This window comes from unidentified bacterial endosymbiont, assembly GCF_918320885.1.
Taxonomy (GTDB): domain Bacteria; phylum Pseudomonadota; class Gammaproteobacteria; order Enterobacterales.
Map to the genome: position 1 here is coordinate 1,369,097 of NZ_OU907312.1, position 12,773 is coordinate 1,381,869.

Here is a 12,773-nt window from a genome sequence, read left to right on the forward strand (position 1 = left end):
CATGGAAATTGATTTTTTCCAGGAAGTTAAAATAATATCTGGAAACGATAAAACTAAAAAATATATAGGATTTAAAGGAATAGTTTTAGGGATAGGAAAAGAGAATGAGGAGATAGAAGGTTATGATGTATATATCTATGATGTAGAACGTGTTGCCGGATTCAGCACGGGTGAAATCATTCCCACGGGGGTTCGTTTTAAACGAGAAGATTTTTATAATGGCTCCTATGCTAAGGTATCACCCACTGGTGAGCTGCTGGACCTTCATTTAGTTGATGAAACGACTAATAAGCCATCAAATCACTAACACGAGTTATGCCGTGCAACTTACGCGTCGTTCCTATTACAGTAGTGGCAGCATTAATGTCAACCAAAGTAACTACCGCAGCGATTTTAAAAGCGTCCAGCAGCAGGCTGGCCTCAAGGCGGGCGACAAGGGTTGCCAAGTGACGATAAAACTCAACCTCCACCTGGGAGCTGCCGACATCGCCAGCAATGAACAGGCAGTGACCGACGACCTCAATTCCGTGGTAACCGGCACCTTAACCCAGAGCCAGCTTGACAACTATAACAACCATGATGCCCAGAGTATCGCAGGTGGCATCGGTTTTAGCCAACATCCCCAGAAGCCAGGTCAGCCCGCCCTGCAGGATGGGGGTGTTGGCAAAAACCAGTCAGGGCAAGCCGCTCCAGGAGCCCTGCAGGTACCCGGCAGTGGGCTGCCGAGCCACCATGGCCTCTCCGCTACCATACCCATCGTAATGAACGCCAGTGGCCACGACCGCAGTACCACCCGCAGTGGTATTAGCGGCGCCGGGCAATCCGTCACCCTTACCAATCCCGCTGCTCAACTAGCACTCACCGGCCAAACTCCAGAGCAGGCCATCGCCGCCTTCGATGCCAGCGTCACCAGTGAACAGGACAGCAGCAACGCACTATCCAACAGCTTCAACCTAGAAGAGATAAAAGCGGGCTTCCAGATTGTCGAGGCCATCACCCGCGAAGTCGGCACTTTCCTAGACAATCGAGCTAAGGAGCAGACGAAAACGCAAACGGACTTAACCGAGGAGCAAGGCAAAGCGCTCGAGCAGCAAAATACCCAAAAAATAGCGGCGCTACAGGAGCGCTTACAAGAGAACCAGCTGTGGGAGATGGGCGGCCAAGGACGTATTCTGATGAGCGCCCTGACCCTGGCTGCCGGCGGCAACATCACCGGCAGCACCGGCCAGATGTTGCAAGCAGCCACCGTCAACGTCATTCAAAGCTACGGTGCCCAGCAGATTAAGCTGCTAGCCGACAGCATGAACAGTGAAGTGGCCCGCACTGCCCTGCAGGGGCTACTGGCTGGTGCTGGCGCCGCCGCCCAAGGACAGAGCGCCACCCCCGCCGCCCTGGGGGCTAGTGCCAGCGTGGTCCTGAACAACCTCATAGACAGCGCCTATGGGGAAACCAGCAGTCAACTCACCCTAGCGGAGCGGGAAGCCCGCAAAAACCTCGTCTCCACCCTCATCACCGGCACCACCCACGCCCTCGGCGGCGAGGCGGCTCTGGCCAATGCGGCGGCAACTATTGAAACAGAGAACAATAGCGCCGCCGCAGTGCCTCTGGTGGGTCTGGCAGCAATTGGAGCGCCGATAACTGCCACTGCAGTGGGCACAGCAGCTGTTGGGAGTGCCGTAGGGGCCCTATTAGCTAAGACAGCCTCTGTGGTTCAAGAGGGGCATCAAGACTACCGAGATGCCAAAGAAATACTTGCTGGCAGGAAGGCCATGGAACAGGTGGTGGCTGAACGCGGCAGTCAGCGCGGAAGAGAGGTTGAGCTGTGTATCATGGAGATTCAGCTCAATCAGCATATGACCCATGCGGATAAAGAGCAGCTGCTCGTGAGGCGCTCGCTGCATGACTATGAAGGCAGCAAACGCTACCTGGAATCCCTACAGGATAAGTACCTGCCCGCCGGTTTTTCAGCACTTCCTTCAGGAACTTTACCAAACCACACTGGTGAGAAGCAAATCCCTGATGCGCTGCCCAACAGATATACCACCCCAACGGCAGAGCAGCAGCCTAATAAATATACTACCCCGGCCGCTGAGCCGCTGTCGACGACAGTAAGTTTACCGATTGTTGAAACAGAGCCAACCACTCTCCCTGGTCAATCAATTCCAGAAACGCACTTCAAAGATCTTATAATGGAGGCAAGGAAGGCTGGGAATGGTGTCGATAACCGCTTACCAATCCCTTCGACGGTGCCTGCTGATAATGGCTTGAGTGTGCACTCCAATGAGAAACACACCCCCGGAGGGCAAGGATTTGACCCTCGTGTAGGAATTGAGCCCAGAAACTCCCAGGAGCTATTCGGTGATTCAGTAGCGCTGCCCGGGAGCACTGTTAGGTATACTAGAGACCCAGCAGGTAATATCCACCGCTTCGCCCAAACCAGAGATGGTATTTATCACTGGAATGGTAGTACCGCCGATAAAAACAATCCATTGGATTTAACGAATAAAGTAAAAGCAAAGCTGGACAAAGAATTTGGGTGGAAAATTAAATGATTTACGGTGATGTTTTGGTTATTGGTATTCAGCTAGAGTTAGGGATGGTTTGTGATACCATCAAGTGCGGAATGTTTAATTTTGTATTTGATGGGAAATTATTTCCGGGTCAGGGGATGGGGATAGAATTTTACCCAACAATTTTAGATTTACAGCATAGCCTACAGTTTGGGTTAAAAAAAAGGATGCCCGATATCGGAATGCTGCCTTTAGAGCAAATTGATTTTTTAGATGAACCCCCAGGTGTTATTCATTTGTCATCTGGCATGGCAGAAGATTTTGGATTCTGTTGTTGCCTAGGATTTGATGGCAATGAAGATCGATTTTTTTATTCTATGGATTATGGTAAGACCTATCAGGAAAAACGTTACCCCCAGGGGACCATTGAACGGTTAATTAACAGCCTGCCCAAAATAGAAGATATTGACTTTTGTAGCCAAGATGTAGTCAAAGATTTTGTAGGGCAATTAAGTGCAACTGGATTTAAACAAACCAGCGACTGGGATTACTCTAGCAGCAATGATCATCAATCCCCTCTGGTATTAAGCGAACAATGGATGAATGATAAAGTTAAGCAATTGGAGAATGTACCCCCGCATTGTCAAAGACTCTTTGAAGCTTCACGTCGACTACCCAAAGCGATACTACATCGGTATACCCAAGATGCCGAGGGTCATATTCATCGCTTCTCACCGACCCATACCGGGGATTATTACTGGAGCGGCAGTACCAATCACTGTAGCAATCCCCTGAAGTTGCCTCTTGATGTGAAAGCCAGTTTACATAAAGAATTCGGGTGGTCAATCAAATGATTTATGGCGATATTTTTGTTATCGGCATCCAGCTTGAGCTAGTAGCGATTTATGATACGGTTAAGTATGGCATGATCAACTTTGTGATTGATGAAAGGTTATTGCCGGGACAAGGAACCTTAGTCGATCTATACCCCACGCTCGAGGGGCTAAAGAGCAGTTTACAGCTTGGGTTATCAAAGCAGCCCCCTGAGCTAGCTTCAGGTGCGCTGGCAGCAATTGATTTTGTAGAACCGCCGCCCGGTATTATCCGGCTACAAGTGGGTATGTTGGAAGATTTTGGGTTCTGTTGTTGTTTAGGGTTTACCACCAAGGATGATCGATTTTTTTATTCGACAGATTATGCCGAAACCTTTCAAGAACAACGTTACCCTCGAGGAACTATTGAACGCTTGATTAATAGCCTGCCAAAAATCGAAGAGGTCGAGTTTTGTAGCCAAGAGATAGTCAGGAATTACCCGGGCCCTTTGAAAGTCACTCGATTTGAACAAACTGGCGGCAAGGGTTATCGATAACGGAACCTTTGCCGCTGTTCCTCCCACAGCAGGGGCGTATTAGAGGCTAGCATGAATAAGGTAACGGTGGACGGCAAAGTCTCATCAAGGATAGCTTCAACGATATCTGGTGCCAGGGTGGTGAGGTTGACTATCCGGCTGACATAGGCGCTATCCACCCCCACTTGCTTGGCGACCTCGGCTAGATTGGACGCCTGGCCTGACTCCAGCAGCGCTAGCCAGCGGTGGCCGCGGGCCAAGGCTAACTGCAGTGGCGTGGGCTTCTCTGGGCACGGTGGCTTTAGTGGGTTGCCGTTCGGCAGCCTAACGACCTTATGCCAGCCACGGCGCTTGATCTGGATAGGCACTGATAAGGTTACCCGGCCATCGCTGGCAGTCAGCACGCCTGTTTCACCACTGCTCTGGATCCTGATCTCTTTCATGCGGCGGTTTTCTTTATTTGGACCTGCGGTTGGCGCAGCTCACCGACCAAGCGTTGCAGGCCGGTAGCCCGTAAGCACACCTCTAAATTATCCGCTGAGACCACCACCTTCTCAATTAACAGCTTAAAAATCCTTGCCTGCTCCGCTGGGAACAGCTCTGCCCACACAGTATCCAACTGAATCATCGCTACTGTGACTTGGGCCTCATCCAGGCTGGGATCGTGTTGCTGGGCCTGTGTTAGTATCGGTTCCAGTAAATCGGGGGAGCGCAGTAGGCGGCGTAGCTGCTCAAAGACTGCTGCCTCTAGTTGTGCCGCCGGTAACCTGGGGACGCCTGAGGCCCCCGCGTACTCCTTGGCATCCCGCTGTGGGATGTAGTAGCGATAGCAGCGGCCACTCTGCTTCTTGACCGTCTGCCAGGGCGATAGTGCCCGGCCATCACTGCCAAACAGCAACCCCTTCAGCAAAAAAGGCACCGTGGCCCGGGTGTGGTTGCTGCGGACTCGGCGGTGTGTGTCCAAGATCGCCTGGACGCTATCCCAGGTGGCTTGATCGATGATTGCTGCCTGCTCCCCCGGGTACCACTGCCCTTGATGTTGCAGCTCCCCCAAATAAAGGCGGTTATTGAGCAATTTGTAGATCAAACTCTTATCAATCAGTTTGCCCTGGCGAACCTGTCCCCGCTGGGTGGTCCAGCTTTTGGAGGTGGCGCCCGTTTGCTGTAGCTCTTTCACTAACAAGGTGCTAGAACCCAGGGCTATAAAGCGGTGAAAAATCTGCTGCACCAGTTGGGCTTCTGCCGGGTTGTGGACTAAGCGGCGATCTTGAACATCGTAGCCCAGCGGTGGGGTGCCGCCCATCCAGATCCCTTTACGTTTGCTGGCGGCAATCTTATCGCGGATGCGCTCGCCGGTCACCTCCCGTTCAAATTGCGCAAAGGAGAGCAAGATATTCAGCATCAACCGCCCCATCGAGGTGGTGGTGTTGAACTGCTGGGTTACCGAGACAAAGGAGACCCCTTGGCGATCAAATAGCTCGACCATTTTGGAAAAATCGCTGAGATTGCGGGTCAGGCGGTCAATTTTATAGATAATAATGATATCAATCTGCCCCGCCTCAATGTCTGCCAGCAGCCGCTGCAGGGCTGGACGCTCCATATGGCCGCCGGAGTAAGCGGGATCGTCGTAATCATCCGCCACCGGCAGCCAGCCCTCCGTGCGTTGACTGGCAATGTAGGCATGACCAGCATCCCGCTGGGCATCGATGGAGTTGTACTCCTGCTCTAGCCCCTCATCAGTCGATTTGCGGGTGTAGACTGCGCAGCGCTGGCGTTGCTGAATCACCTCGTTCATCGACCACCCCGCTGTTTCGTCGCGGTGGAGCCTTTAGGGCGCGCTTTTAGGCCAAAAAATAGCGGCCCCGACCAGCGGGTGCCAGTGATTTCTCTGGCTAGCTGCGACAGGTTGCTGTAGGGCCTCCCCTGATAGATAAAGCGGCCAGCGTCCTGGACCACCACCTGATGATCAACCCCTTGGTAGTGGCGACTCAGGAGTGTCCCCGGCAGCAACGCCCGACTGGCGGCGCGCTTTGGCGATGGTTGTTGTTCTAGGGCGATTAGCTGCTCAATACGCTGCTGATTACGCGTGACTAGCGGCTGATTGGTTTTGCTGTACTCCAGTAGCTGCAGCTGGTAGGCGATCCGCCGTTCTAGAAAGCGGCGATTATGGGTGGGGGCTTCACTGCTAAAGAGCTGTTGCCATAGCGCTTTGAGTTCTGGCATCCCCAGTTGCGGCAGATTAACAATTTGTGCCATCACTGAGGCGCCGCTCGAAGGGCTGCTTCTCCGAATTTTCATGCAGGTTCCTTGGGTGAGAGAGTAGCAGGGCCCCTATGAACGCTCGGCTGGCTGCGAAAGCCAAGTAAAACCTGACGCTCTGTAAGTTTATCCGGGGTTATACCGCTGTTTTTAGCCCGCAGTCGGCACAGGCCAGTGGCCAGAATGGCGGCGATGGCTAGGCAGCGCTGCTCTGGGGTCATTTGCGCGGGCAGTAATGAGTGGATGGTCTCCATCGGTAGCACTCCAGGGGTTCAATAAACGCTATCATCCCGATCACCACACTGGAATGCTAGGCAGAGATTTCTAGCCGCTGGCGGGGAGTACGGGCTAGCGTTGACAGAATTTGACAGCTGATGGGCTCTGAGCATTCGGTGACAACGGGCTGGTGGCTACGGTTGGCAATCGATGGCTACCCCAAATAGCTTTGGCGGCCAAAAATAAAATTAAATAAAATCGCGTTATCCTCGCAATAGCCCTCAATACTCCACAAATGCCCTGAATCTCTGGCTGGCATTTTTGATCAGTGGCACGGATGATGGTCACTCAAGAACCCTACTCAATTGACCGGGTGAATAAATAATAAAACACATTATCCATCAGAGAACTTTATGAGCATTAGACACTTGAATCAAAATCAATTGGCGACCCGTTGGGATCTAAGTGAAGGATCTTTAGAGCGTTGGCGCAGTAAGGGAATCGGTCCTATTTTTTTAAAACTGCAAGGGCGAGTACTGTATCGTCTGGAGGATATTGAAGAGTTTGAATTAACCAGTTTACGTCGGAGTACTTCTCATAGCAGAAAATAAAACCTGACTACTATTGAATAAATCCATAAAAAACCACTAAGGCTGTACCTTTTGTCTTAAAAAATGAGTAGTTAAGATTTTAACTCATTGAATTAACCAACTAACTTGAGGCTTAATGATGAACTTTTTTGATTTTAATACTGCGCCCGATCAACACACCGTGGCGTTAATTCCCCATGGGACGATGACTCAAGTCAGTCTACATATTCGACCGGGTGGCTATAACGATCAGGCACAAGGCTGGGAGGGCGGCTGGGCAACTAAAAATGAGAGCAGCGGCGCTATTTACCTAAACTGTGAATTTACTGTACTAGCAGGCCTCTATCAACAGCGCAAAATCTGGTCGCTGATCGGCCTCTACAGCCCCAAAGGCGCAGAGTGGGGCCTCCGGGGTCGCAGTTTTATTAAGGCGATCCTCCACTCCGCAAATGGTATTCAGCCCCTGGACCAGAGCCCGGCAGCCCAACAGGCGCGCTTAATCTATGGTTTTGAGGCGCTTGAGGGCCTGGAGTTTCTGGCAAAAATCGAGGTGGAAAAAGCCAGTGGTAATAATGTTATTAAAACCGCCTTGATGCCGGGCCATCCCGACTATCCAGGGCTGCTGCTAGAGCAGCTGGCCCCCAGGGGTAGTGATGATTCTCATCAGGACCTGCCTACCTTCTGGGGCAGTGATAGATAACTACTACCCCTTCTTAGATAACTTATCCACTCATTATTGGCGCCATTGGAGGGCGCTGGCAGCCCAACAGACTAATTATTGGAGAATACCTTTCATGACTGATAATAACCCTAACTGGTTTGATTTTAATAACGCCCTTGATCAACAGATGGTGAGCGGTTTCCATGATCTGCAGGCACTCCGGAACGGGCTACTGGCACAGCTAGAGCGCCTGCTACAAACGCTGTTTCCCCAAGGGTATAGCCGCCATGGTAAGTTTTTTATCGGTAATTTGGCCGGTGATCGTGGCAAAAGCCTGGTGGTCGAGCTCCAAGGGGACAAACGCGGTTTTTGGAAAGATTTTGCCACCGATGAGGGTGGCGATGTGTTCGCACTGTGTGCTGGCTCACAACAATTCACCTCCACGAATGACTTCCTCCAACTCTTGAAGGAGCTCCAGCAGTGGTTGGGAATGGACTCTACCGCCCCGCTCCCTACGCCACCTCGCCAACCCCAGCCAGGGGTGTATCTTGACGAGCGGGGCGCACCTACCCAGCAGTGGCACTATCTCAGCGACCAAGGCGAGCTGCTTGCCTGCGTTTATCGCTATGATACGCCTCAAGGCAAGCTGTTCTGCCCTTGGGATGTGCGTGCTAGAAAGTATCAAGCGCCCACGCCACGCCCCTTGTATCACCTTCCAGGCATTAAGCAAGCCACTCAGGTAGTTTTAGTCGAGGGGGAGCAGTGTGCGGCAGCCTTGATAAAAATCGGCATCACCACGACCACCGCCATGAATGGCGCGCAGGCGCCGATAGCAAAAACCGCTTGGACGCCATTAGCGGGGAAAGAGGTGCTGATTTGGCCAGACAACGATCCGCCCGGCCAGGCGTACGCTCAGCGCGCTGCCCAAGCCATCCTAGCGGCACAGGCCGCTTCCGTCGCTATTCTAACCCTTCCCCCCAATAAACCCGCTGGCTGGGATGCTGCCGATGCCCTCGCTGAAGACTTTGACTGCAGGGTTTTTATTCAACATGGGACCCGGGTACTCCTCCAGCCCCCGGCCGCGGAGAGCGATCAGATCCTAGCAGATAATCTCTCAATACCCTCTATTATCAACACCGAAGATGCCCTCACGCTGCTGTTTACGCATCACTATCAACAGGAGTGGCGCTATGTGGCCGCCTGGGGCAAATGGCTACTCTGGGAGGGTCAGCGCTGGCGGATTGAAGAGACCTTAGCAGCGGCCGATCGGGTTCGTCACCTCTGCCGGCAAGCAGCCCTCAAGGCAGAGACTCCGCGACTGGCCTGCAAATTGGCGGCAGCCAGTACCATGAGCAGCGTGGAACGGCTGATAAAAAGCGATCGACGACACGCCGCTACTAGCGATGAGTGGGATGCTGATGAGTGGATGCTGAACACCCCGGGTGGGGTAGTCGATCTACAAACTGGGCAGCTCTCTCCCCACAACCGTGAATATCGCATGACCAAAATGGCAACGGCGACTTTAGTGCCCAACAGTCACTGTTCAAACTGGTTACAGTTTCTCTGCCAAGTCACCGGCGGTAACACAGAGCAGATCAATTACCTGCAAAGGGTGTTTGGCTATTGCTTAACCGGGAGCACGCGGGAGCAGGCGCTATTTTTTCTCTATGGCACCGGGGCCAATGGCAAAAGTGTTTTTGTGAACACCTTGTCCACCCTGGTGGGTGACTATGCGGCTGATCTTGCTACCCTTTAACGGACACAACGAAGAGGAACAAAGCGTATAATTTTTTGTTACTTTTTGAGGTGAAGTTATGAATCAAGGGGAATCAAGGAGCTATGATAAGGAATTCAAGCTGAATGCGGTAAAGCTGTATCACAGCACTGGTAAAACGCTCTGTCAATTGAGCGAGGAATTGGGAGTTCCCAAGAGTACATTGGCAGGGTGGGTCCATCAGCATAACAAGGATGGTGCAGAGGCTTTCCCGGGCAAAGGATACCTGAAAGCGTCTGATGCTGAGCTCAGTCAATTGCGGAAAGAATTGGCGATAGCACGCGAAGAGAGGGATATCCTAAAAAAAGCCTTGGGCATCTTCTCAGTGGCCCGCAAGTAAAATACCAGTTTATGCAAAAGCATGCTGGGGAATTCAGCGTAGAGAGGATGTCCAACGTGTTAGGTGTATCCCGCAGTGGCTATTATCAGTTTATCAAGGCTGAGCCATCCAAGCGCTATTGTGAGGATGAGCGTTTAATATCTGAAATTAAAGAGGTTTATACCATAAGCAACCAAATTTACGGTAGCCCACGTATCCATGCTGAGTTACGAGCTAGAGGTGAGCGCTGTTCACGCAAACGGGTTTGTCGGCTAATGAAAGCAGCCCATATTGCGGCTAAGATGAAAAAACGATTTAAGGTAACCACAATAGTCGATCCAAAGGCCGCAGTGGCGCCTAATTTACTCAAGCAGAAGTTCACAGCCACTCGCCCTGATCAATACTGGGCAGCAGATATTACCTATATTCCGACCCAAGAGGGATGGTTGTATGTTGCTATCGTACTGGACCTGTTCTCTCGTAGTATCGTGGGGATGGATATGCAAGCTCACATGACCACCGAGTTAGTAGCCGCAGCATTACGCCAGGCAATAACACGGAGGAAGCCTGCTGCAGGTCTCATCCACCACTCCGACCGAGGCAGCCAGTATACCAGCAAAGGATTCAAGGCTGTATCGGCGCATCACCAGATAACGCTTAGCATGAGTAGTACGGGCAATTGTTATGACAATGCAGTAGCAGAGAGTTTTTTCCATACCTTAAAAACAGAGCACACCCACTTTGAACGTTTTGAGAGCAGAGAACAAGCCAAATTGAGCATTTTTGAATACGTAGAAGTGTTTTATAACCGACAGAGACGGCACTCAACGCTAGGCTATCTGTCTCCTGTAAATTTTGAAAAAAATTGGTTATCCCAGGTCGCTTAAGGTTTCTCTTCTCTGTGTCTAAAAAAAGGTGGCAAGATCATAGGCTCTTCCGCGAGGGGCGTGTACCTAGGTACGCGCGCCCCGTTTTGGGGGAGTAACATCGACCGAAGGTGTACCCCAGAAAATCAAAGGTTTCTCCAGGAACCTGGCAAATACGAGTCTTCTCCTCATTGACTGTCAGCCCCAACCGAATCATCAACTGGCGCATCGCTGCCAGAGCCTTCCCTGCCTCGTGGCGGCAACAGATCACTAGATCATCGGCATAGGACACAATATGTGCCTGATACCGCCGTTGTAAACCTAATTTGCGCCAGCCTAAAATGAACCGCCTCATATAGAGGTTTGATAGCAAGGGGGAGATTGGCGACCCTTGTGGCGTGCCACGCGCACTGTCCCGATTCTGGGTAGTGCGTCGCTTGCTCCCCTGGGCATCACTCTCTTCCACAGGGGCCTTCAACCACTGCTTGATTAAATGCAGTAGCATCCGATCCACTATACGGCGGGCCACAGAGTTGAGTAGCTGCGCATGTGGGATGCCGTCAAAGTACGACGATAGATCGGCATCAACCACCTGCGTTAGCCCTCTGCTGAGCAGGCGATGGACCTGTTTCACGGCATTAAGCGCCCCACGCTTTGGACGGTAGGCGTACTGCTCAGGGGGCAGGTCAGCCTCAAATATAGGTTCTAAGACCAACATCACCGCCGTTTGCACTACGCGATCCCGAATTGTTGGGATACCCAAAGGGCGCCGTTTGCCGTGTGGTTTAGGAATATAGACTCGTTTTACCGCTTCCGGTTGATAACTTTTGTTCCTCAGCACTTGCGCCAGTTCCCGCAGCCACCGCTCCTCGCCATACGCTATGATATCTGCAAACCGCTCGCCATCTACGCCAGCTGCCCCCTTGTTGGCCTTGCAGCAGGCGTATGCGTGAGCTAGCACATCTTCACGATACACCTTGTCGTACAGCGAGTAGAAGCGATAGCTCGGTTCAGCCTTCGCTTTGGCATGTAACGCCCTCTGTAGCGCCTGGACACTTCCAGGAGTTGCTAGGTTACCCAATCTCCCCCCCTTTACTACTTCTTACGTTAATCTTGAACCAAGGCCCCTTCCCTCCACTGGCATTACCCAGCTTCCTCGGTACTACGGGCCTCTCCGCCACCCTGTCGCGCCTAGCCTCTCCCTCACGGGTGTCTAGTTGGCTGGTCGCGCACAGCCACACGACAGGGCTTCCCGTGTTGCAACACTCTTCCTCTTTGATACATGCCATCGCCAATATCCCGGCGGAATCAGTTCAGTGCATTCTTCGCTCTCTTCCCAAACCAATGGCAGCCTTCCCCGAAGTACAGACGGGTCGGCTTCCGCATTACAGTTTTCGAGACCTGCTCAGCGTTCACTCATGTTATGGCCTACATCATCGCTGAATCACTAATATGACCCTTTATACCGAAGGCTTCAGCCGTTTCGTTACCTTCACGACTGCTCCGATTGCTACCGGCTGGAGCGAAAGTTACCGGACGGGATTCGCACCCGCTAGAAGACCGTGCCTTTGCACGGCGCACTGCACTTACTCTGTTAATCCAGCGACGAATGACGAAACATTGCTTTAATTTAACCAAGGCCACGACGCCACCCCAGTGGCTCCAGCTGTCAGTGCCAGCGTACAACCTGCTAGACAGCGCCTATGGGGAGAGCAGCAGCACTCTCAGCCTATCAGAGCGCGAAGCCCGCAAAAACCTCGTCTCCACCCTCATCACCGGCACCACCCACGCCCTCGGCGGCGAGGCGGCTGCAGAAAAAATCTATCCCGAGGAAGATTTCAGTACCGATTGCCTGATGGTCACGGTGTTAGATACAATGCAGATGGTTCGTTTAATACACTGCTTGATCCACTACGTTGAAATGAGATAAGAGCCATGAATGAAAAAATAGAGTTGTTTTTTTCAAGTCCAGAAGAGTATGAAAAATTGACAATTGAGGTCCAGCTTGAGCGTGAAAAAATAGCAGAAATCAATCAAGATAAAGGAACAGACAATTTAGAAATTGAGTTATTTGGAACGGATAAAGCACATAATTTTATCGCAAAAATGCCATTGGATAAATTAATTAATGCTTTAATTAAAGCAAAGGAAGAGATCGTCAAAGATAACTTATAATGCTGATTGTTAATTTGGCAGTGTCTCCAAATCGTTGGTAAGTGCTGGATTTCTA

Annotated in this window: 13 protein-coding genes and 2 pseudogenes; 10 read left to right on the forward strand and 5 right to left on the reverse strand. The window is 51.6% G+C overall.

The window, feature by feature from the left end:
- Position 1 precedes the first annotated feature (1 nt).
- Genes NL324_RS06940 through NL324_RS06955 form a run of 4 tightly spaced genes read left to right on the forward strand, consistent with a single transcriptional unit; the run spans position 2 to position 3,879 of the window.
- Complete coding sequence (locus tag NL324_RS06940) at positions 2-307, forward strand: hypothetical protein (RefSeq protein ID WP_253306879.1); 306 nt, start codon at positions 2-4, stop codon at positions 305-307.
- A 13-nt stretch (positions 308-320) separates the two neighbouring features.
- The gene (locus tag NL324_RS06945) at positions 321-2,552 is read left to right on the forward strand and encodes a hypothetical protein (protein WP_253306880.1); all 2,232 of its coding nucleotides are present in this window, start codon (positions 321-323) and stop codon (positions 2,550-2,552) included.
- Positions 2,549-3,364 (forward strand): immunity 42 family protein, encoded by an 816-nt coding sequence (locus NL324_RS06950; protein ID WP_253306881.1) that lies wholly within the window; start codon positions 2,549-2,551, stop codon positions 3,362-3,364. Before NL324_RS06945 ends, NL324_RS06950 begins: the two co-directional genes overlap by 4 nt.
- Positions 3,361-3,879, forward strand: coding sequence for an immunity 42 family protein (locus NL324_RS06955; protein ID WP_253306882.1), 519 nt, complete (start codon positions 3,361-3,363; stop codon positions 3,877-3,879). The genes NL324_RS06950 and NL324_RS06955 overlap by 4 nt, the downstream gene beginning before the upstream one ends.
- Here NL324_RS06955 and NL324_RS06960 read toward each other — a convergent pair.
- Genes NL324_RS06960 through NL324_RS06975 form a run of 4 tightly spaced genes read right to left on the reverse strand, consistent with a single transcriptional unit; the run spans position 3,870 to position 6,371 of the window.
- Complete coding sequence (locus NL324_RS06960; RefSeq protein ID WP_253306883.1) at positions 3,870-4,301, reverse strand: hypothetical protein; 432 nt, start codon at positions 4,299-4,301, stop codon at positions 3,870-3,872. The genes NL324_RS06955 and NL324_RS06960 overlap by 10 nt on opposite strands.
- Positions 4,298-5,653: a recombinase family protein gene (locus NL324_RS06965; RefSeq protein ID WP_253306884.1), complete on the reverse strand. Its 1,356-nt coding sequence runs from the start codon at positions 5,651-5,653 to the stop codon at positions 4,298-4,300. Before NL324_RS06965 ends, NL324_RS06960 begins: the two co-directional genes overlap by 4 nt.
- Positions 5,650-6,156, reverse strand: a complete 507-nt coding sequence (locus NL324_RS06970) for a DUF2924 domain-containing protein (protein WP_253306885.1) — start codon at positions 6,154-6,156, stop codon at positions 5,650-5,652. Before NL324_RS06970 ends, NL324_RS06965 begins: the two co-directional genes overlap by 4 nt.
- Positions 6,153-6,371: a hypothetical protein gene (locus NL324_RS06975; RefSeq protein WP_253306886.1), complete on the reverse strand. Its 219-nt coding sequence runs from the start codon at positions 6,369-6,371 to the stop codon at positions 6,153-6,155. Before NL324_RS06975 ends, NL324_RS06970 begins: the two co-directional genes overlap by 4 nt.
- A 375-nt stretch (positions 6,372-6,746) precedes the next feature.
- Here NL324_RS06975 and NL324_RS06980 point away from each other — a divergent pair, with 375 nt between their 5' ends.
- From NL324_RS06980 to NL324_RS07000, 4 genes and pseudogenes are all read left to right on the forward strand, one after another.
- Complete coding sequence (locus NL324_RS06980; RefSeq protein ID WP_253306887.1) at positions 6,747-6,944, forward strand: DNA-binding protein; 198 nt, start codon at positions 6,747-6,749, stop codon at positions 6,942-6,944.
- 115 nt (positions 6,945-7,059) lie between these two features.
- The gene (locus NL324_RS06985) at positions 7,060-7,623 is read left to right on the forward strand and encodes a hypothetical protein (protein ID WP_253306888.1); all 564 of its coding nucleotides are present in this window, start codon (positions 7,060-7,062) and stop codon (positions 7,621-7,623) included.
- Between the two features lie 94 nt (positions 7,624-7,717).
- On the forward strand, positions 7,718-9,340 hold the full coding sequence (locus NL324_RS06990; protein ID WP_253306889.1) for a phage/plasmid primase, P4 family: 1,623 nt from the start codon (positions 7,718-7,720) through the stop codon (positions 9,338-9,340).
- 58 nt (positions 9,341-9,398) lie between these two features.
- A pseudogene (locus NL324_RS07000) lies at positions 9,399-10,564 on the forward strand (IS3 family transposase).
- Positions 10,565-10,604: 40 nt separating this feature from the next.
- Here the strand turns inward: NL324_RS07000 and NL324_RS07005 are convergent.
- Positions 10,605-11,624 (reverse strand): annotated as a pseudogene (locus NL324_RS07005) (reverse transcriptase domain-containing protein); the annotation flags it as partial.
- Between the two features lie 528 nt (positions 11,625-12,152).
- Between NL324_RS07005 and NL324_RS07010 the strand changes: the two are divergent.
- A complete protein-coding gene (locus NL324_RS07010) occupies positions 12,153-12,473 on the forward strand; it encodes a hypothetical protein (RefSeq protein ID WP_253306890.1) in 321 nt (106 codons plus the stop codon).
- A 5-nt stretch (positions 12,474-12,478) separates the two neighbouring features.
- Positions 12,479-12,718 carry a hypothetical protein gene (locus NL324_RS07015; RefSeq protein WP_253306891.1) on the forward strand — a complete coding sequence of 80 codons (240 nt, stop codon included), beginning with the start codon at positions 12,479-12,481 and terminating at the stop codon, positions 12,716-12,718.
- The last annotated feature ends 55 nt before the right edge of the window (positions 12,719-12,773 follow it).